Annotated in this window: 16 protein-coding genes; 8 read left to right on the top strand and 8 right to left on the bottom strand. The window is 69.2% G+C overall.

What is annotated here, in order from left to right; all coding sequences use genetic code 11:
* Nucleotides 1–7 precede the first annotated feature (7 nt).
* A complete protein-coding gene (locus tag ACIBGM_RS13535) occupies nt 8–1,282 on the top strand; it encodes an ATP-binding protein (protein WP_396385609.1) in 1,275 nt (424 codons plus the stop codon).
* Between the two features lie 4 nt (nt 1,283–1,286).
* Here the strand turns inward: ACIBGM_RS13535 and ACIBGM_RS13540 are convergent, their stop codons facing one another.
* On the bottom strand, nt 1,287–3,749 hold the full coding sequence (locus ACIBGM_RS13540) for a hypothetical protein (protein ID WP_396385610.1): 2,463 nt from the start codon (nt 3,747–3,749) through the stop codon (nt 1,287–1,289).
* 310 nt (nt 3,750–4,059) lie between these two features.
* On the opposite strand from ACIBGM_RS13540, the gene ACIBGM_RS13545 reads away from it, so the two are divergent.
* From ACIBGM_RS13545 to ACIBGM_RS13555, 3 genes are read left to right on the top strand one after another with little or no spacing between them, the layout of a single operon-like run.
* Complete coding sequence (locus ACIBGM_RS13545; protein ID WP_360527130.1) at nt 4,060–4,311, top strand: phosphopantetheine-binding protein; 252 nt, start codon at nt 4,060–4,062, stop codon at nt 4,309–4,311.
* Nucleotides 4,308–5,549 (top strand): AMP-binding protein, encoded by a 1,242-nt coding sequence (locus ACIBGM_RS13550; RefSeq protein WP_396385611.1) that lies wholly within the window; start codon nt 4,308–4,310, stop codon nt 5,547–5,549. Before ACIBGM_RS13545 ends, ACIBGM_RS13550 begins: the two co-directional genes overlap by 4 nt.
* Nucleotides 5,539–6,288 carry an SDR family NAD(P)-dependent oxidoreductase gene (locus ACIBGM_RS13555; RefSeq protein ID WP_360527136.1) on the top strand — a complete coding sequence of 250 codons (750 nt, stop codon included), beginning with the start codon at nt 5,539–5,541 and terminating at the stop codon, nt 6,286–6,288. The genes ACIBGM_RS13550 and ACIBGM_RS13555 overlap by 11 nt, the downstream gene beginning before the upstream one ends.
* Nucleotides 6,289–6,314: 26 nt before the next feature.
* On the opposite strand, the gene ACIBGM_RS13560 is transcribed toward ACIBGM_RS13555, so the two are convergent.
* On the bottom strand, nt 6,315–7,706 hold the full coding sequence (locus ACIBGM_RS13560) for an FAD-binding oxidoreductase (RefSeq protein ID WP_396385612.1): 1,392 nt from the start codon (nt 7,704–7,706) through the stop codon (nt 6,315–6,317).
* Nucleotides 7,707–7,885: 179 nt separating this feature from the next.
* Here ACIBGM_RS13560 and ACIBGM_RS13565 point away from each other — a divergent pair, with 179 nt between their 5' ends.
* The gene (locus ACIBGM_RS13565) at nt 7,886–9,097 is read left to right on the top strand and encodes a DUF2786 domain-containing protein (protein WP_396385613.1); all 1,212 of its coding nucleotides are present in this window, start codon (nt 7,886–7,888) and stop codon (nt 9,095–9,097) included.
* Between the two features lie 10 nt (nt 9,098–9,107).
* Nucleotides 9,108–9,611, top strand: coding sequence for a dTDP-4-dehydrorhamnose 3,5-epimerase family protein (locus ACIBGM_RS13570; RefSeq protein WP_396385614.1), 504 nt, complete (start codon nt 9,108–9,110; stop codon nt 9,609–9,611).
* Here the strand turns inward: ACIBGM_RS13570 and ACIBGM_RS13575 are convergent.
* Entirely contained in the window at nt 9,592–10,170 is a 579-nt protein-coding gene (locus ACIBGM_RS13575; RefSeq protein ID WP_396385615.1) for a TetR/AcrR family transcriptional regulator, read from the bottom strand. The genes ACIBGM_RS13570 and ACIBGM_RS13575 overlap by 20 nt on opposite strands.
* 146 nt (nt 10,171–10,316) lie before the next feature.
* On the opposite strand from ACIBGM_RS13575, the gene ACIBGM_RS13580 reads away from it, so the two are divergent.
* A complete protein-coding gene (locus ACIBGM_RS13580; RefSeq protein WP_360527151.1) occupies nt 10,317–11,798 on the top strand; it encodes an MFS transporter in 1,482 nt (493 codons plus the stop codon).
* 43 nt (nt 11,799–11,841) lie between these two features.
* On the opposite strand, the gene ACIBGM_RS13585 is transcribed toward ACIBGM_RS13580, so the two are convergent.
* The 4 genes from ACIBGM_RS13585 to ACIBGM_RS13600 all read right to left on the bottom strand — a co-directional run bounded on the left by ACIBGM_RS13585 (nt 11,842) and on the right by ACIBGM_RS13600 (nt 17,935).
* Complete coding sequence (locus ACIBGM_RS13585) at nt 11,842–12,810, bottom strand: GNAT family N-acetyltransferase (RefSeq protein ID WP_396385617.1); 969 nt, start codon at nt 12,808–12,810, stop codon at nt 11,842–11,844.
* Between the two features lie 41 nt (nt 12,811–12,851).
* Nucleotides 12,852–13,880: an alpha/beta hydrolase-fold protein gene (locus ACIBGM_RS13590; RefSeq protein ID WP_360527157.1), complete on the bottom strand. Its 1,029-nt coding sequence runs from the start codon at nt 13,878–13,880 to the stop codon at nt 12,852–12,854.
* A gap of 18 nt (nt 13,881–13,898) precedes the next feature.
* Nucleotides 13,899–15,581: an arginine--tRNA ligase gene (gene argS, locus ACIBGM_RS13595; protein ID WP_396385834.1), complete on the bottom strand. Its 1,683-nt coding sequence runs from the start codon at nt 15,579–15,581 to the stop codon at nt 13,899–13,901.
* 137 nt (nt 15,582–15,718) lie between these two features.
* Nucleotides 15,719–17,935, bottom strand: coding sequence for a CDP-glycerol glycerophosphotransferase family protein (locus ACIBGM_RS13600; RefSeq protein WP_360527163.1), 2,217 nt, complete (start codon nt 17,933–17,935; stop codon nt 15,719–15,721).
* A gap of 24 nt (nt 17,936–17,959) precedes the next feature.
* Between ACIBGM_RS13600 and ACIBGM_RS13605 the strand changes: the two genes are divergently transcribed.
* A complete protein-coding gene (locus ACIBGM_RS13605) occupies nt 17,960–18,733 on the top strand; it encodes a cell filamentation protein Fic (RefSeq protein ID WP_360527166.1) in 774 nt (257 codons plus the stop codon).
* 290 nt (nt 18,734–19,023) lie between these two features.
* Here ACIBGM_RS13605 and ACIBGM_RS13610 read toward each other — a convergent pair whose 3' ends face one another.
* Nucleotides 19,024–19,848 (bottom strand): HAD-IB family hydrolase, encoded by an 825-nt coding sequence (locus ACIBGM_RS13610; protein ID WP_360527267.1) that lies wholly within the window; start codon nt 19,846–19,848, stop codon nt 19,024–19,026.
* Nucleotides 19,849–20,159 lie beyond the last annotated feature (311 nt).

Consider the following 20,159-nt stretch of genomic DNA (forward strand, 5'->3'; position numbering starts at 1 on the left):
TAGCGCGGTGAGTGGCTACCTGCGGCGAGCCGTCGACGCCGAGCTGGACGACCTCACCGACCTGCCCGCGATCACGCTCGACGGTCCGAAAGGCGTCGGCAAGACCGAGACTGCGGTCCGCCGGGCCAAGACCGTGTTCGCGCTCGACGAGGCAGGCCAGCGGGAACTGCTCGCGGCGGATCCGGCTCGGCTCGAGCGGGCCACGTCGCCGCCGGTCCTGGTCGACGAGTGGCAGCTGCACCCGCCGGTGTGGGATGTGATCCGGCGGGCGGTGGACCGCGGTGCCGAGCCGGGCCGGTACCTGCTCACCGGTAGCGCGAGTCCGGCCGACACTCCGACCCACTCGGGAGCCGGCCGGATCGTCCGGTTGCGCATGCGGCCGATGTCTCTGGCTGAGCGCGGCATCGCAGTACCGCGTGTCAGCCTTCGCGCGCTGCTCAGCGGCGCTCGCGAACCAGTCGAAGGAACGTCGGACCTGGACCTGGAAGCGTACGCCGAAGAGATTGTCCGGTCGGGCTTCCCGGGAATCCGGCGGCTGTCCGGCCGTGCTCGCAGAGCGCAGTTGGCGGGCTACCTGGAACGGATCGTCGAGCGGGACTTCCCGGAGCACGGACACCTGGTACGTCGGCCGGCCACGTTGCGAGCCTGGTTGGCTGCCTATGCGGCGGCCACCGCGACAACAACGTCGTACAACGCGATTTTGGACGCCGCGACCGCCGGTGACAGCGACAAGCCTGCGAAGACGACGACCATCGCGTACCGGGATGTGCTCAGTCAGCTGTGGCTGCTGGAGCCCGTCGAAGCGTGGCTGCCGACGCGCAACCGGCTCAACCGGCTGGCGTCCGCTCCCAAGCATCAGTTGGCTGATCCGGCGCTGGCCGCGGCTTTGCTCGGTGCAGATGCGCCGGCTCTGCTCGATGGGGCGATCAAGGGGCCGCCTCAGATTCGGGACGGTGTCCTACTCGGCCAGTTGTTCGAGGCGCTGGTGACCCTGGACCTGAGGGTGTACGCGCAGGCTGCGGAGGCATCCGTTCGGCATCTGCGGACGAGGAACGGCGACCACGAGGTCGATCTGATCGTGGAGCGCGCCGATCAACGGGTGCTTGCGTTCGAGGTGAAGTTGGCGTCCTCCGTCGGTGACGCCGACGTGAAACACCTGCTGTGGTTGAAGAATCAGATCGGCGACGACCTGCTGGATGCAGTGGTTGTCTACACCGGACCTGAGGCGTACCGGCGGGCCGACGCGATCGCGGTCGTCCCGGCAGCGCTGCTCGGGCCCTGAGCGGTCAGGGGACTCGGATGCCTGGTGTGGTGGTGATCTGGGTCGGGAGGGGGCCGGTGGGGAAGGTTGGGGTGGTGCCTGTGGTCGGGAAGGTTTGGCCGGGGACAACCGGCGTGGGGAGGGTCTGGGTCGGGAACGTCGGGGACGGGAAGGTCTGGCCCGGGGTCGACGGCGACTGGGTCGGTGACCCGGTCGGGGAACCGGTCGGCGAGCCCGTCGGGGACGGTGTGGTCGTCGGGAACGGGTTGGCCGGTGGGGGTGGGTAGAGCTGGTAGACGCGGACCGTGCCCAGGTGGAAGCGGAGCTCGGTGAGGCGCTCGAGGTTCTTCGGTGGGGCGCCGACACGGTCGTCGAGTAGCAGCCACTGGACGCCGTACCGCGTCCGCAGGGTCTCCAGTACGTCGCGCGTCGGGTTGGTGAACGCCTCGTCGTTCAGGCGCAGCTTCTCCTCGTCCCAGTAGCTGCTCTGCACGCCGTCCGGGTACGTGTCGTCCACTCTGGTCTTGTAGGCCCAGCCCTGCACGAGCACGCGGCGTTCGGCGTACCCGGCGATCCAGTAGGAGCCCGTCAGGCAGTGCGACGCGCGGGCACGGTGGCAGTGCAGGTTGGTCGCGATCAGGTCGCCCGACCCCGAGTTGCGCCGGATGAACCGCGCCGCTTCGATCCCGCCCGGCGCGATCGATTCGTACTCGGTCAACGACGGCGTGGCGAACTCACGCAACGACACCGCCGTCGGCGACACCGTCGTACCCAGGAGGACCGAGACCGCGATGACAGCCCAGGTACGACGTTTGCCGCGCAAGATCAGCCCGAACACGCCGATGCCGAGCACCGCGATCGCCAGAGCCACCGCCAGCCCCTGACCGAAGCAGCTCTCCGACGTGCACGACGACGGGGACCGGTAGCGACCCCAGTAGATCGCGGCGACCCCGATGAGCAATGCGATCGCGGCAACCCAGTGCTGACGCCGCTCCAGCGAGCCAAGTCCCCAGGTGGCGAGCAGCACGCCGTAGATGAAGCCAGTGCGGACGAAGAACAGCTGGGCCTGTCCGTCGTCGTACAGCAACGCTCCAGCCGCCAGCGCAGCCAGGAACCCAACGACGAGGAACACCGGCATCGGATCACGTGGCAGCCGTCGCCGGATCAGCAGCACACCGGCAGCCGGCATCAGCCACCCGATCGCGACCACCGCAGCAATCACAGCGACCGTGGACCCACTACCGCCCATCCGCTCGGCCATGTACTCGAACGTCGCACCCGGGTCGAACATCACGCTGGACGACGCACCACCCAGTACGACGAAGAACGCCAGCGCATACGCGGCCGCCACACCCACACCAAGCACCAGGGCACGCAGGTTGAGCCGACCAGCCCGGACAGTCAAGTAGACCCAGGCTGCAGCAAGCCCAGCGGCGTACACCGGCAGCGTGGTCGCCTTGGTCAGAGCAAGCGCAGCAACAAGCACTCCGGCCGCAACGAACAGTCCAAAGAGCTGCGCACGCGTCTGACCGGGTTTGCGTCGCAACAGCACCGCAGTGACCGCGATCAGCGGTAGCAGTAACACCGTGGAGAACGCCTGCGGCGGATTCGTCAGCTGGCCGAGCGAGAACGGGGTGTCGGTGAACAACCGGTCCGACACGCTCCACGGCCAAGCAGTAAGATCGCCGGCCAACACTGTGAGCCCGGCTGCGATCGGCCCGGCGACAGCGCGCCCAGTCAGCAGCATGCCGACCGCGCCGGCTCCCAGCAGGGTCAGCAAGAGCAACGCGAACGGCACCATCCGGTGCGTCAGCACATCGAGCGGAACACTCGTGATCCAGTGCGAAGACGCAATGTGGTCGTACGCGGCCCAGTGGCTGGTCAGCGACTTGCCGTCGGCGTACGGGATCCTCGGCGGGAAGTGGTGCGTCAGCTCGGCAGCCAGTGCGAGGCTGTGTGGCGCGTCCGAGTTCGGCCGCAGCGCACTCGGCCCGTTCAGCGGGATCAGTTGCGAGCCGACCCGCACGAACCACGCGGCCGCCACACCGACCGCAGCCATGCCGCCCGCAATCGCCCACCACGGCGTCGGACGCTCGGGCAGCTTGCGCCGAGGCAGTGCGCGAACCATGCCGAACGCCAGCGCAGGCATCAGCAGCGCCGCGAGCGGCATGCTGAACACCATCCCGAGCGGGTAGAGCAACGCCTCGACGGCCAGCCCGAAGGCCGTACCGAGGACGACGTCGGTCGTGAACCACCCGGTGCCGCCGGTGAGCCGACGCCAGAACATCGTGCCCGGTACGGCGATCACCAGCAGCAGGTAGCCGAGGTACGCGCCCGGCATCCACGGCGGATGCTCCTGCAACGCGACGAACCAGGCCAGTGGCAGCACCGGCAGGCTCACCATCGCGGCCACCCGGGCCCCACGACCGCGCGCCACCCGCCGGCCTCGGGCGGTGGGCACCCGCTTGCTCCGCCCGACTCTGATCACCCGCAGAAGTGTATGAGTCGCGGGATTCGCACTGGCAGGCGGCGAGCCGTTTACCGCACGGAAGTTCACCTTTACACTCGGTAATCTCCCAGGTCAGACGGGAGGTCCGATGCTCGCCCGCTCTGCATATTGCCGGCCTGCCGGTCGAGGAAAGGATCGTGCTCGCGGCGGTCGCCGCCGCGGCGCCGTTGATCGCCCTGATCGGCTGGGAGATCTCCAGCCGGGTCAAACGTTTCAAGGCCTTCGTACGACGTCGCGCCGCCGATCAGCCGCCCTGAGCCGCCGAACGCACCAGCTAGGCTTTGGCCTCATGACTTCGGTAGCACGCGGCAGGGTCAGGGAGTTGATGGGCGAGGTGATGACGGCGCAAGGACGAACATTGCCGGGCGACGACACCGCCGATCTCCGCGAGATCGGCTTCCGGTCGCTGGACTTCTCCGAGCTGGCCCTCCGGGTCGAGGACGAGCTGGGTGACGAGCTGAACTTCGATGCCCCCGGGCTGCGCCGGATCGCCACTGTCGGCGACGTGCTGGACTTCATCGAGCACCTCCAGTCGGCGTGACCACGCGGCGCCGGAGCACCGCCCTCATCGGTGACGACAACACGGTTGTCGTCGCCGGGAAGAGCCTGACCTGGCGGACCCTGCACAAGCTTCCGCAACTTCCGTCGCCGGCCGCCGTGCTGGTCGACAACGGTGCGGACGCGCTGGCCGCCCTGCGCCACCACGCGGTGCACGGCACCGAGCTGTTGGTGGCGACACGCACCCGTGTCGACGAGCGCATGCGCGAGGAGCTGGGCGAGTCCGGCTTCGCCATCGTGCTGCCCGAGGGCGACGTGACACCGGCGAAGCTCAAGCGGGTCGAGGAATCCGGCCGCGCCTGGCTTCTCACCTCGGGCTCGACCGGTCGGCCCAGGCGCATCGGCCACACCCTCGAGACCCTGACGACCGTGACCGGCGAGCAGCCGCCGCGCACGTGGCTCCTGCCGTACTCACCCGGCACCTATGCGTGGTGGCAGGTCGTCACGCTCTCACTGACCCACGCCGATCAAGGCCTGGTCGTGATCGAGCCCGACGAGCTGGAGGACTGGCCGGCGATCGCCGCCGAGCACGGTGTCACCGCCGCCTCGGGTACGCCGACCTTCTGGCGTCAGGCGATCTACCGCGATGCCGATGCGCTGGCCGACGTACCGCTGGAGCAGGTCACGCTCGGCGGCGAACCGGTGGACCAGGCGATCCTGGACCAGCTGCGCGAGCTCTTCCCGAAGGCCCGCATCTCCTGGATCTACGCGTCGTCCGAGGTCGGGGCGTCGATCGTGGTGCACGACGGGCAGGCCGGGTTCCCGCGCGAGTGGCTGGACCGCAAGCCCGATCCGGACCGCCCGATGCTGTCGCTGGACGGCGACGAGCTGGTGATCCGCTCGCCGCACCACGGCGCCGGACTGGTCGGCGCGGTGCACACCGGTGACCGCGTCGAGTTCGAGGGCGACCGGGTGCTGATCACCGGCCGGATCGACACCGACGAGATCAACGTCGGCGGCTCGAAGGTCTCGGCCGGCATCGTCCGCAACGTGCTGATGGGTCACCCGGGCGTCTCCTGGGCGCGGGTGTTCGCCCGCAAGGCCCCGCTGGTCGGGCGGATGGTCGCCGCCGAAGTGGTGCCTAACCCAGCGCTCGGCCCGATCACCGACTCCGACCTGGTCCAGTGGTGTTCGAGCCGGCTGCCGGACTACGGCGTACCGCGGCGGATCCGGTTCCTCGACGAGATCCCGCAGAAAGAGACGCTCAAGAGTGAAGTCTGAATCCAGCGTGGTCCCGCCCGCGTCGGTCGTCCTGGTGTCGGGTGGGTCCCGCGGCCTCGGGCTGGCGATCGTCACCGACCTGCTCGCCGCCGGGCTGAAGGTGGCCGCCTTCGCCCGGACCGTGACCCCGGAGCTGACCGCCCTCGGCGAGAAGTACCCGGACCACCTGTACTACGGCTCCGTCGACGTCAACGACGCCGCGGCCGGTCAGGAGTTCGTGAAGGCGGTCGAGGCGACCCTCGGCCCGATCGACGGCCTGGTCAACAACGCCGCGATCGGCCAGGACTCGCTGCACGTCCACACCAAGGCCGACCACCTGGCCGAGATCATCCAGACCAACCTGACCTCGCCGCTGATCCTGACCCGGTTCGTACTGCGCCGGATGCTCACGAAGGGCCTGAAGGGCCGGATCGTCAACGTCACCTCGATCTGCGGCCAGCGTGGCTACCCAGGCCTGGTCGCGTACTCCGCCACCAAGGGCGGGATGGACGCGGCGACCCGTTCGCTGGCCCGCGAGCTCGGCGGCCGGGTGCTCGCGAACGCGGTCGCGCCCGGCTTCTTCGCCTCGGAGATGTCCGCGGTGCTCGGCCAGACCCAGCTCGACCAGATCGTCCGCCGGACGCCGACCGGCCACCTGACCGAGCCGGACGACGTCGTGCCGGTGGTCCGGATGCTGCTGCTCGACACCACCAACATCAACGGCCAGGTCCTGGTCGTCGACGGCGCCGCCTCGATCTGACGCCGCCGACGGACCAGGAGCCGGCCTCAGGGCTTGATGTTCTGGTTCCGGTGGAACACGTTGGCCGGGTCGTACTTTCGCTTGATCTCGACCAGCCGCTCGTACTTGGCATCGCCGTACGACGCCCGCAGCCGGGCCTCGTCGTAGTCCGTCATGCCGTTGACGTAGCTGCCGATGTTGACCGCATGCGGCTGCAGGGCGTCCCAGAACCCCCGCACCCAGGCGATCTCGGCGTCCTGCAGTTCCGGCACCGGGGTCTGCGCGATCGCGAACACCGCGTACCGGTCCGTCCGCCCGCCACCGAACGCGGTCGCGTCGTCGGCGACCGCCGAGTACGCGTGGTCGAGCCGGTAGAACAGCACGGCCGACAGCGGTGAGTTCTTCTTCGGTACGTGCTCGGTGATGACCTCGATGGCGCCGTCGGACAGCTCCTCGAGGTAGGTGCCCTTCTCGTAGCAGTAGTGGCCCCAGTCGTTCGCCTCGTCCAGCGACTGCTGCAGCGCGACGTACGGCATCGGCGTCGCGAACTCGAACAGCGGCGGCAACGTGGCGCGGATCCGCTCCAGCACCTCCGTGTGCTCTTCCCGCGCGCCGAACCCGACCACCACCAGGCCGTAGCCCGGCTGGAAGTGGTGCTGCTCCGGCACGAACGGCGCCGGCGGCGCGTTCAGGCAGGCCGGTACGACGGTGAACGTCGGCGGCAGGCTCGGGATCAGCTCCCGGGCCAGCCGGAGCACGTCAACGCCCTGCTCCAGGCCCCAGAACACCAGGCCGTAGTTGACCATCGGCCCGGCCGGGTGCAGCCGGAACTCGAACTCCGTCACCACGCCGAAGTTGCCGCCACCACCCCGGACGGCCCAGAACAGGTCCGGGTTCTCGTCCTCGGCGGCGCGCAGGATGCTGCCGTCCGCGGTGACGATCCGGACCGACACCAGGTTGTCGATGCTGAGCCCGTGCTGGCGGCTCAGCCAGCCCATCCCGCCGCCGAGCGTGAGCCCGCCGACACCGGTGTGGCTGACCATCCCGGCCGGTACGGCGAGACCGTGCGGCTGGGTCGCCGCGTCGAGGTCGCGCAGCAGCGCGCCGCCGCCGACCCGGGCCCGGCGGGCCTCCACGTCGACCGTGACCTGGTTCATCCCGCTCAGGTCGATCATCAGGCCGTCGTCGACCGACGACGCACCGGGCATGCTGTGCGAGCCGCCGCGAACCGCGATCTCCAGTCCCTGCGCGACCGCGAACCGGACGGCGGCGGCGACGTCCTCGGCGGACCGCACCTGGGCGATCACCGCCGGGCGCCGGTCGTGCTGTGCGTTCCACAGCCGCCGGGCGTCGTCGTACCCGTCCTCGCCCGGTCCGAGCACGCTGCCTGTCAGGGCCGCGCGTAGTTCGTCGAAGCCGGCTTCCGCAAGCTGAGTCATTGATTCCCCTCCCCGATTTGTGCTGCTGTCAGGCTAGGCGCCTGCCTCCCGTGCGACAGCGGCCTTTTGGGCAGATCTTCGCGCGCTGTCTTCAGACAGGCTTAAGAAAGGGCCGGTTTTCCACAAGGGCTCCGCATCGCGTTTGAGTGACAACTTCGTTGAGTGTCAGACTCGACCGCGTGAGTGATGAGGAGGTCCTTCGATTGTTGCCGGTTGCGGCGTCGATCGTTGCCGTGCGCGACGATCGGGCCGACCAGCAACTGGCCCGCCTGGGTGCGTACGACGAGCGCGACCAGGCGCAGGTGGACCGTTGCCTGCAAGGGTTTCTGATCGGTCTGCTCCGGGCCACTTGGCAGCGCGGCTGGTCCCCGGCCGACGTCGTCCAGCACGGGCGGCGCGAGCTGGATCCGGGCATCGAACCGTTGCTGCTGGCAGCGATCTCCGCGGAGCACCAGGGCTATCGCGTCACCACCATCGACCCACGCTGGCTCGACCAGTTGACGGACTTGGGAGTCTCGCAACCCTTCACCGAGCTGAGCCTCACCGCCTGGGCCGCAGCGGCTCGAGTCGGCCGCTACCTCACCCTCCACCACGCCCTGTCCCTCGCCGGCTTCCTCCAATCACTTCCGATCCTGGCTCGTCTCTATTCCCTGCCGGGTACGGCGAACCAGGCCACCAAGCCCGTGGTCCCGGCGAACGGGAAGGTGCTCGCGCGGATCCGGGGACTGCTCGCAAAGGCGGAGGCAACCGAGTTCCCGGACGAGGCCGAGGCGCTGTCCGGCAAGGCGCAGGAGCTGATGGCGAAGTTCTCCCTCGACCGCGCCCTGGTCGAGGCCGACCCGGCGGTGGAGATCCCCGACGACTCCGCCGGCCGCCGGATCTGGGTCGACACGCCGTACGTGTCGGCCAAGGCGCAACTGGTCGGCGCGGTCGCGTCGGCGAACCGGTGCCGGACGGTCGTGATCGACGACCTCGCTGTGGTCTCCATCGTCGGCGCCGAGCTGGACCTGCAGCTCACCGAGATTCTCAGCACCTCCCTGCTGGTGCAGGCCAACCGCGCGATGCTTGCCGCAGGCAAACACATTGGGCGGCGCGGCGAATCCCGGACCAGGTCCTTCCGGCAGTCGTTCCTGATGGCGTACGCGCAGCGGATCGGGGAGCGGTTGCAGGCGACCACGGCTGCGACTCAGGCCGCCGTACCGGAGGAGGACGCGGACCGGTTGCTGCCGGTGCTGACGAAACGGGAGGAGCAGGTGGATGCGTTGTTCACCAGGCTGTTCCCGAGGACCACGACCCGGCGGACCAGGATCACCAACGGCGCCGGCTGGGACGCAGGTCTGACCGCCGCCGACCAGGCGCAGCTCGAGGCCCGCCGGCAGGTGCGCCGATGACGATCCCCGTGTGCTGCGGATCGATCTGGACGTCCAGCCGAACGACGACGGCTGGTTCAAGGAGAGCTTCCACGCCGCCAAGCTGGAGGCCGCCGGGATGCCACACTTCGAGGTGCGGCAGCACAACGTGCTGTACCTGGCCGAGCCCGGCGTCACCCGCGGAATTCACGCCGAGCCCTGGGACAAGTACCTGTCGCCGTCGGTGGGCCGGGTGTTCGCGGCGATCGTCGACCTGCGTGCCGGTGAGACCTTCGGCCGGGTGGAGACGTTCGAGCTCGACGCCGGGCAGGCGCTCTACGTCCCACGCGGCGTCGGCAACTCGTTCTGCACGCTGGAGCCGCACACCGTCTACAACTTCCTGGTGAACGAGTACTGGTCGCCGGAGCGCGTCACGGTGGACCTGTTCGACCCCGAGCTTGCGATCTACTGGCCGTTCCCGCGGGAGCGGCTCACCTACACCGAGCGAGACGCCGCGAACCCGTCGCTGGCCGAGGTCAGGCGGACGCGGGCCTGAGACCGCAGAGGACGATGTCGAGCAGCCGGTGGGCCTGCTCGGGCTCCATGTCCCGGCCCATGTTGATCCCCCCGACCAGCCGCATGATGTCCATCAGCTCGAGCTCCGGCCGGACCTCGCCGGCCGCCTTCGCCTTGTCCAGCAGCAGTTGCCCGGCCTCCTGCACGTTCACCTTGCAGGACTGGAAGAACGGCGAGTCCTTGCCTAGAGCAACTGTCAGCTCACTGGCCAGGGACTTCTTGGACAGGCCGTACCCGACGAAGCTGCGCAGCCAGGCGGCCAGCGCCTCGAACGGCTCGAGCTCCCGGTCGAAGTCGTACGCCCGGTCGCAGACCGACTGGATCTCGTCGATGTAGACCGCCTCGAGCAGCGCGACCCGGTTCGGGAACCGGCGGTAGAGCGTGCCGATGCCGACGCCGGCCCGGCGGGCGATCTCCTCGAGCGAGGTGTCGGTGCCGTGCTCGGCGAACGCCTCCTGGGCGGCGGTGACCAGCAGGTCGTAGTTCCGCGCCGCGTCGGCACGGGTCGGCCGCGTCGACGGCAGGGGTGTCGGCGCCATCCGGCCTCCTCACTGTCCGTAGCGGGGGCTCCGCACAAAGTTCACCGAGAATATCGCTTGCTAAAGCGGAGGCAGCCTCCGTATTGTATCCGGAGGAGCGCTCCGCTTTCTCTCTCAACTGTAACCCCTTCGGGGTAAGGAGCAATATGTCGGCAACAACCTCAGGCCCGGCCGGCGCCGCTGCCGGCTCGCCCGCGCGGCGGCCGGGGGTCGTCCTCGCGGTCATCCTGATCACCCAGCTGATGGTCATCCTCGACGGCACCGTGGTGAACATCGCGATGCCGAAGATCCAGCAAGCCCTCGACTTCAGCCCTTCCAGCCTGTCCTGGGTGCAGAACGCCTACGCGCTCGCGTTCGGCGGCCTGCTCCTGCTCGGCGCCCGGGCCGGCGACCTGCTCGGCCGCCGCCGCGTGTTCGTCACGGGCGTGAGCGTCTTCACGCTCGCCTCCCTGCTCGGCGGCCTCGCCCCGAACGCCGAGCTCCTGCTCGCCGCCCGTGTCCTGCAGGGCATCGGTGGCGCCATCGCGGCCCCGGCCGCCCTGACCCTGCTCATGCTCACCTACCGCGAAGGTCCGGAACGGATGAAGGCGCTCGGCTACTACAGCCTGGTGTCGTCCGGTGGTGGCAGCGTCGGCCTGGTGCTCGGGGGCATGCTGACGGACTGGGTGTCCTGGCGCTGGGGTCTGTTCATCAACGTGCCGATCGGCATCGGACTCGTCATCGCGGCGCGGCAGGTGCTGACCGAGACCGAGCCGGAGACCGGCCGGTTCGACGTGGCCGGCGCGCTCACCTCGACGCTCGGCATCACCTCGCTCGTCTACGGCTTCATCCGGGTCGCCGAGGTCGGCTGGACGTCGGCCGAGGTGCTGGCCGCGTTCACGGTCGGCGTGGTGCTGCTGGTCGCGTTCGTGCTGATCGAGCGCCGGGTCAGCCACCCGATCGTCCCGCTGCGGCTGTTCCGGTCGGCTGACCGCTCGGCGTCGTACCTGACCATGCTGCTGGTGGTCGGGACGATGTTCGGGATGTTCTTCTTCCTCACGCAGTACCTGCAAGGTGTGCTCGAGCTCAGCCCGCTGGCGGCCGGTCTCGCCTTCCTGCCGCTGACCGGTCTGCTGTTCGCCTCGTCCCGGATCGTGCCGAGGCTGGTCGCCCGGATCGACGGCGGCAAGCTGATGCTGACCGGGTCGGTACTCGTGACTCTGGGCACGGTGTGGCTGACCCGACTGGATGCTCGCAGCACCTACCTGGCCGATGTGGTCGGGCCGATGCTGCTGTTCGGCCTGGGCGCCGGGATGATCTTCATCCCGCTGGTCGGCCGGGCCATCTCGGGCGTCGCACCGGAGGACTCGGGCGCCGCGTCCGGCATGCTGAACGTGGTCCAGCAGGTCGGCGGCGCGCTCGGCCTCGGCATCCTGGTCACCATCTTCGGTACGGCGAGCCGCAACTCGACGTCGGCCGCTCCGCGCGAGGTGCTGACCGACGGCGTGCACGCAGCCTTCGTCGGCTCGCTCGTCTACGCCGCGCTGAGCCTGACGGTGATCATCCTCAGCGTCCGCCCGTGGACCTGGTTCCGCCGCGGTCCGATCGAGCGCTCGCCTGAGCCGGTGATGGTCGACTCGCACATCTGAGAACCCCCAGGGGGTGCGCCGGTCATTGGCGTACCCCTTGAGGTCAGATCGGCAGGCCGTAGCTGGTCCACTTGGACGACACCGAGTAGCCGAGCCGCTCGTACAGGCCCAGGGCGCCCGTCGGGTTGTCCGCGTCCACGCCAAGCGCGGACCGCTGGTAGCCGGCCTTGGCCGCCTCGGTCAGCACCTTCGCCAGTGCCACGCCGGCCAGACCGCGGCCGCGGTAGGCCTTCATGGTCCCGACCTGGCCGATGTACAGCTCCCGGATCCCGGTCGCCTCCGTGTCGGCCTCGTACTCGTACCCGAGCACGTAGGCCGCGATCGCATCGCCGTCGAGGATGACGTACGACGACTCCCCGCGGAACGCCCGCGCACCCGTGAACCAGGTGTTCCAGCTGTCCGCGTCGCGCGGGGTCGAACCCCAGTGGTCGGCGAACACGTCGTTGTGAACCACCCGCAGCGCCTCGTTCATCGCCAGGTCGACCGGGACGATCCGCAGCCCGTCCGCGAGCGCGACCTCCGGCACCGGCTGGTCCAGCGGGCGCTTCATGTCGAAGAAGTACCGGCGCTCCTCGAAGCCGAACTTCTGGAACAGCCGCTCGGCGCCGACGTTCGTGTTGATCCGGTTGCCGGTCACCTCACCCGGCGCCTGCGGGTGCCGGGCCACGTGCAGCTCGCCGGCCCGCTTGATCAGCCACGGCATCAGAGCCGAGCCGATGCCGCGCCGGCGCCATTCCGGATGGACCGTGCCCTCGGTGGTGACCCGGTCGATCTCGACCAGGCCCTCGGGGGCATGCAGCTTGCCGTACCCGACCATCCGGCCGTCGGCCCACAGGCCGATGGTGTCCAGCGCCGGATCGAGGTGCGGGTCCTCCAGTTCGTCGATCAGGTCCTGGGCGTCGTAGTTCTCCCCCTCTTGGTCGACTTTCTCCTTGGCGGCCAGCAACTCCGCCCACGCGTCCGCGTCACCCTTGTCGATCGGGCGCGCCTCGATCCCCTCCGGCCAGCTCATGGTTCGAAGGTACGGCGTGCCTCGCGATCCGGGCACCCGAATTACTGCAGCCGTTCGGCCAGCCAGCCGATCGCCATCGGGTAGCGGAACTCGATCCCGCCGTGGGTGCCCTCGAACAGCTCGAAGTGCAGCCGATCGTCGGGGAAACCTGCCCTTCCGGCTGCCCGACGGAACGCAGTCGCGCCGAGGTCCAAGTAGAACTCGTCCTGCCGGCCGGCGTCGATCCACACCGCCCGCAGCGAGCGCAGCGCGTCGGCGTACTGCGGTTCGCGGACCATCTCGACGGGGTCGCGGGACAGCCAGCGCGCCCAGACCTCCGGGATCAGCACACCCAGTTCGTCGAACGGCAGCAGCACCTTCCCGTCCGGTTCGGCGGAGTAGGCCGACGCGTAGCCGTACATCTCCATCAGGTGCAGGTCCTCGTCAGTGGTCCGCCCGATCCGGGTCGCCACCGACTCGAAGAACTTGTCGTAGCTGCCGTCGTACTTGTCCCGCAGTGTCCGTGCGCGCTCGGGGAACTCGGGCCGGTAGCACAGGTCGAAGGCCGCGTCGCCGGCGTGCGTGGCCAGGGCGCCGAAGACGTCCGGTCGCAGCAGTGGCGTCACCATGGCCACGTAGCCGCCGCTGGACTTACCGGTGATCGCCCGGTGGTCGCGGTCGGCGACGGTCCGGTACGTCGCGTCGACCCAGGGGACGATCTCCTCGCACAGGTACGAGTGGTACTGCCCGGTGCCGGGGGAGTCGAGGCACTGGCTGCCGCCGTACTTCGTCCAGGTGTCGACGAACACGACGATCGCCGGCGGCACGTCGCCGGTCGCGAACAGCGCGTCGACCAACTCCGGCCAGGGCTGCCGGAACGCCGTCCGGTTGAACAGCATCCCGAGGTGACCGGTGTACCCCATCGTCACGTAGATCGACGGGTAGCGCCGGTCGGAGTCGTCGTACCCGGGCGGCAGGTAGACGAGCACCGGCCGCTCATGCGGGTCACCGAGCGGGTTCCCGCGCAGCAACTCGCTGGTGTACGTCGTCTGCTCGAACCGGCCGGCCAGATCCGCGGACCACGGCAGCATGGGCAACCTCCTGAAGAGTCACATGGCGTCCGGGGCCGCTATGCCGAGCAGGCCCAGTCCATCGTGCAACACCTTCCGGGTCGCCGTGCAGAGCGCGATCCGGCTTGCTCTGGTCTCGCCTTCGCTGGTCAGCACCGGGCACAGCTCGTAGAACGCCGACAGTGCGGTCGCGACGTCGTACAGATAGGTGCAGAGCCGATGCGGCTGCAGCGTCTCGGCCACCTGTACGACGACGTCCGCAAAGCCGGTCAGTAGCAGCGCCAGCTGCTGCTCGGCCGGGTCCTTAAGCTGGGTGACCTGGTCGTGGCTTGTACCGGCCTTGGACAGCAGTCTGGTCAGCCGGGCGTGCGCGTACTGCAGGTACGGACCGGTGTTGCCGGTCATCGCGACCATCCGGTCCAGGTCGAACACGTAGTCGTTGCCCCGGTCGCTGGACAGGTCGGCGTACTTGACTGCTCCGATCCCGACGGCCTTCGCCGTGGCCTGCCGGTCGATGCCCTCCCGCCCTTCGAGCAGGGCGTCGGCCCGGGTGACCGCCTCGTCGAGCAGAGTGGTCAGCTTGACCGTGCCGCCGGCTCTGGTCTTGAACGGCTTCCCGTTCGGGCCGAGCACGGTCCCGAAGCCGACGTGCTCCGCAGTCGTTGTCGACGGCAACCAGTCTGCGATCCGGGCGAGTGTGAAGATCTGCTCGAAGTGCAGAGCCTGCCGGTGGTCGACGACGTACACGATCCGGTCGGCGTGCAGCGTCGACACCCGGTGCCGGACGGCGGCGAGGTCGGTCGCGCTGTAGCCGAACCCGCCGTCGGACTTCCGCACGATCACCGGCAGCGGCTGCCCGTCCCGGCCCCTGAATCCCGGCAGGAACGCGCACAGCGCACCGTCGGACTCGGTCAGCAGACCCTTCTCCAGCAGTTCGTCGACGATCCGCGGCAGGTCGTCGTTGTAGGCGCTCTCGCCGACCACGTCGTCCCGCGTCAGCTTGGAGCCGAGCAGCGCGTAGACCTGGTCGAAGTCGTCGAGCGAAACCTCGACCATCCGCCGCCAGATCGCCCGCGTCTCCGGATCGCCCGACTGCAGCAGGACGACCCGGGCCCGGGACAGGTCGGCGAAGGCGCCGTCGGCATCGAAGTGCTTCCGGCTCCGCTCGTACAGCAGCTGCAAACCCTCCAGATCAAGGGCTTCCGCGGCGAGGTCCTCACTCAGGAGTTGCTCGATCATCATGCCGTACTGCGTGCCCCAGTCGCCGACATGGTTCTGCCGGACCAGGTCGTAGCCGACGTACTGCAGGACGTTGCAGAGCGCGTCGCCGATGACCGTCGACCGGAGGTGGCCGACGTGCATCTGCTTCGCGACGTTCGGCTGCGAGTAGTCGACGACCACCCGCTGGTTCCTTGGCGTGAAGGCTTGCGGCTGGTTGACCGCGGCGGCGAGCGTCGACTGGTTCAGCGTCAGGTTGATGAAGCCGGGCCCAGCGATGGAAGGCGTTTCGCACAGGTCCGCGACGTCGAGCGCCTCGACCAGGCGTACGGCGACCGCCCGCGGCGGTTGACCGAGGGCGTTGCCGAGCCGCAGCGCGAGGTTGCTCTGGTAGTGGCCGAACTCGGGCTTGGTCGCCGACCGCAGCTCAGGGTCGAGGTCGCCGTACGACGAGCCGAAGGCAGCCGCGGCGGCGGTGGACAGTCTGGTGGCCAGGACAGGCAGAACAGCGGACATCACAGGTCCTTTGAAGTAGACGCACTGGAACGACGGATGAGGTGTTCACACAGTGCGTCGTCGTCGCAGGCTGAGGCGCAGGCGCAGGGCGCTCGCGGACTCCAGGCTGATCGACATGTCAGCCATTATGCACGAAAGTGCGCCGAGGGTGCCGGGCTGCGCTCCGCGAGCGGCGTGATCGGCGGCACGTCGGTCTCGCCGAGGAACACCCGCCGTACGACGCGCTCGGCCGCGCGGCCGTCGTCGAACTCGCAGAACTTCTCCCGGTAGAGATGCCGGTGCTTGGCGGCCTCCGGCGAGGCGAACGCGCCGGACCGCAGGCCGGCCAGCAGCTCCTCGGGCGACCGCGCGACCAGGCCGGGCGGGAACTCGGTGATGTCGAAGTAGGTGCCGCGGCGGCCGTCGTAGAAGGTCTGGTCCTCGACCAGCAGCACGATCGGCCGGTCCAGGTTCGCGTAGTCGAAGGTGATGGAGGAGTAGTCCGAGATGAGCACGTCGGCCGCCAGCATCAGGTCTTCGACGCGCGGGTGCCGGGACACGTCGATCACCTTGCCCGAGTGCACCTCGGGCGTCGCCGACAGCGAGTAGTGCGTCCGCACCAGCACCCGGCCGTGGTCGCCGACCGAGGAGGCCAGCCGGTCCAGGTCGAGGTGGATGCCGGTCCCGCCCAGATCGACCAGGCCGGTCGGCAGCCGCACCGAGTCGACCCCGTCCCGGAACGTCGGCGCGTACAGCACCACCAGGTGCGAGTCGTCGAAGCCGAACCCGGCCCGGATCGCGCGGACCTCGTCCAGGCTCGCGTTGAGCAGCCGGTCGTTCCGAGGGAAGCCGTACTCGAGCTCCTCGAAGTACGCCGGGTAGGTCCGCTCCCAGATCTCCGAGGAGTACCGGTTCGCCGAGAGGTTGAAGTCCCAGCGGTCGGTCTGCCGCATCAGCTCGTCGAGGTCGAGGTCCCGGCCGGCCTCCGGGAAGTGCCGCAGGTCGGTCCCCATCGTCTTGAGCGGTGTCCCGTGCTGGGTCTGCAGGTGGATCTGCCCCTCCCGCTTCTCCAGCTCCTTCGGCCAATTCATGTTGCTGATGAAGTACGTCGCCTTGTCGAGCAGCTTCTGGTACGCCGGTGAGCCCGCGACGACGTACTCGACTCCCTCCGGGACGACGTGCAGGTGGTCGGCGTCGACCACCCAGACCCCGCGCAGCTGCGGCGCCAGCTCGGCCGCCTTCTCGTAGATCGCCCGCGGGTTGCAGGCGTACTGCTTGAACCAGTAGGAGCAGTACGCGGCCAGGTTCGGGTCGAGCTTGCCGCGGTGCCGGAGCTTGCCGACCGCCTTGCGCGGGTTCTGGACCTGCAGCATCTTGGCGCTCAGCTTGAGCGTGGAGTACGTCGCGTAGTCGTCGTGGATGAGCATCCAGCGCTTGAACCCGCGGCCCGTGCGGTCGGTGTTGTAGCCCTCCGGCTTCCAGCGCTTGGCGAAGGCGTGCGCCGCGTGGAAGAAGTCGGCCCGGTCGTCCGGCGCGACCCGCTCCGGCTTCGCCAGGACGGCGAGGATGTGGTCCAGGGACCGGTCGAACGCGAACCGCCGCCAGCCGGCCAGCTCCGGGTCGGACTGGATGAACGCGTGCACCCGGTCGTACTGGTCGAAGATGTCCCACTGCCGGCGGCCGCCGGTGGCGTGGATGTTGCCGCCGGTGCGGTGCTGCCGGTAGTGAACGACCACCCGGTCCAGGGTGGCGATCCGCTCGGCGGTCAGCATGGTCGAGTAGGTCCAGGGCGCGTCCTCGTAGAACCCGGCCGTGAACGCGAAGCCGTGCCGGGTCAGGAAGTCCCGCCGGCAGGCCTTGTTCCAGACCACCTCGAGGAAGGTCAGGAAGATCGGCCGCTCGGCCGCGGTGAACACCCCGGCGCCGTGGCCGGCGAAGGCGTCGTGCCGCTGGTTGCGGACCACCCGGCCGTCCCAGAAGATCCGCTCGTAGTCGAACAGCAGGATGTCCGGCCGGTCGGTCGCGTCGATCCGGGTCGCGATCGCCTCCAGCGAGCCCGGCAGGTACAGGTCGTCGGCGTCCAGGAACAGCACGTAGTCCCCGCGGCACTCCTTCAGCCCGGCGTTCCGGGCCAGGCCCAGACCGACGTTCTCGTCCAGGTGCAGCACCCGGACCCGCGGATCGGCCGCGGCGTACTCGTCCAGGATCCGGCCGGAGCCGTCCAGATCGGCGTCATCCACCCCGATGATCTCGAAGTCGGTGAACGACTGACCGAGCACCGAGTCCAGGCACGACCGCAACCACGCCCGGGAGGCGTGACAGGGGACCACGATGCTGAACTTGGGGACGGTGCCGAGCGCCATGCCACGTCATCCTAGGGTGCAGCTATGAGTGCTGATGTGTTCGAGCCACTAGGCGGTCTCGAGGGGGTCGGGTCGGCGGCGCGGGCGGCCCGCGACGCGGTCGACGTACTGCTCCGGGACCGTGGTCTGCGCAAGGTCGGCTCGGACGTCACCGCCGAGGCGCTGCTCCGCGGCGCGCACGCCTCGGCCGCCCTGGCCGGCAGCCCGGCGACCCTCGACGAGGTACGGCGAGGAGCCGCGGACGGACTGGCGACCGGCGCGGTCCGGATCACCGGCGAGCTGATGCGGCTCGCGCCCCGGACGGACACCGCCCCGGTGCAGGTCTGGACCAGACTGCACCAGTTGGCCGCGGCCGATCTGGGGCCGGAAGACCAGTTGGGTCATCTCCGGACCAGTCGCGAACCGGTGCCGGACGACATCCCGGGCCTGCCGCCGGCCCCGGGCGCGGACGAGATGTGGGAGCGGCTGAGCGCCCTGGCCCAGAACCTGACCCGCCCGACCAAGGCGCCCGGTCTCGTGGTCGCGGCGGTCGTCCATGCCGAGCTCGCCATCCTGCGCCCCTTCCCGACCGCCAACGGACTGGTTGCCCGGGCGGCCGAACGCTGCATGTTGGTTGCCCGAGGCATCGACCCCGTCGCGGTCACGGTGCCCGAGGCCGGTCACTATGAGTTGGCAGGCACCTATTCGTCGGGCCTCGGCGACTACGCAGCGCGAGGGCTGACCGGAGTTCGTGACTGGTTGCTGCGGTCCTGTGAAGTGGTGTCACTCGGTGCCGAGCGCTCGCCGCTGGCGGGCTGACCCGGGACGTGCGAACGGCGTTCTCTGATGAGAACGCCGTCGCTGGCACGTCATCCTGGTTACCATGCGTGCACCTGTCTGCCGCCACAGGACTTGGCCTGGGTCGCGCTGCCCGGTTGGGATGGGCTGGTCGCCGCGTGGGTGCCTGGGTTCCGTGCAATCTCTACCGGACCCGAAGGTCCTTTGTGCTTCCTTTGTACTCCTGAAAACCCTTTCTGTGAAGGGCTTACGTGACCTTCATGGAGTTGAGAACAATGAAGCATCCTTCAGCTTCCGGTCCCGGCGCCGGCTCAGCTTTCGGGCCGTCGGGTACGCCGCCGCGAGGCTAGGAAGAACGCCCACGCCGCCAGTCCGGCGACCGCCGCGGTGGCCAGGGCAGGTCGCCGTACGTCGCGAAAACGGTTCCGCTCGGCGAGCCCGACCGGCTCGTTGAAGTCGAGCACCGGCCAGCCGCGGGCGACCGCGATCCGGCGCAGGCCCTTGTCCGGGTTGACCGCGAACGGGTGACCGACCGCAGCCAGCATCGGCTCGTCGGTCACGGAGTCGGAGTACGCGTAGCAACTCGCCAGGTCGTAATCCTCGGCCTCGGCGAGCGCCAACATCGCGGTCGCCTTGTGCGGACCGTAGGCGTAGTCCTCGATCTCGCCGGTGTACTTGCCGTCAGCAACTACCATCCGGGTCGCGATCACCTTGTCGGCGCCGAGCATCGCGCCGATCGGCTCGACCACCTCGGCCCCGGACGACGACACGATCACCACGTCCCGGCCGGCCGCGTGGTGCTGGTCGATGAGCTCGACCGCCTCCTCGTGGATCATCGGCGTGACGATGTGGTGCAGGGTGTCGGCGACGATCGCCTTGACCGTCTCCACGTCCCAGCCGGTGCACATCGCGGACAGGTACTCGCGCATCCGCTCCATCTGGTCGTGGTCGGCGCCACCGAGCAGGTACACGAACTGGGCGTAGGCGCTGCGCAGGACGGTCCGGCGGTTGATCAGGCCGCCGGCGTAGAACGGCCGCGAGAAGGCCAGCGTGCTGGATCGGGCGATTATGGTCTTGTCCAGATCGAAGAAGGCGGCCGATCGGCCCGTCCCGGGGTGCGCCATGGGGTCGAGCATAGGCATCGGGGCGAAACGCCGAGGGACCCGGGCTTTTGTGTGGGCCGGTCTCCCGTTAGACTGTTTGACAGTGTGACAGTGACACTGGCCGGAAACGCCTGATCGGGCGGTTTCAGCGCCTGGGTGACGCAGTCTCAGTTGCAACCGAACTGAGATGTGTGGAACTCGGTCTTGGGGGGTACATACCCCCTGACAGTGGCAGACTGTCGCCTCCTGAACGGCCCCCGGCTCCTCCCCCCGAGCCCGTGGCCGAAGACGGCCCCCGGTCACCCCCCCCGCCGGGGGCCGTCGCCTTTCCTCCTCCGGTTCGC

Source organism: Kribbella sp. NPDC050470, assembly GCF_044458365.1.
In the GTDB taxonomy this organism is placed as follows: domain Bacteria; phylum Actinomycetota; class Actinomycetes; order Propionibacteriales; family Kribbellaceae; genus Kribbella.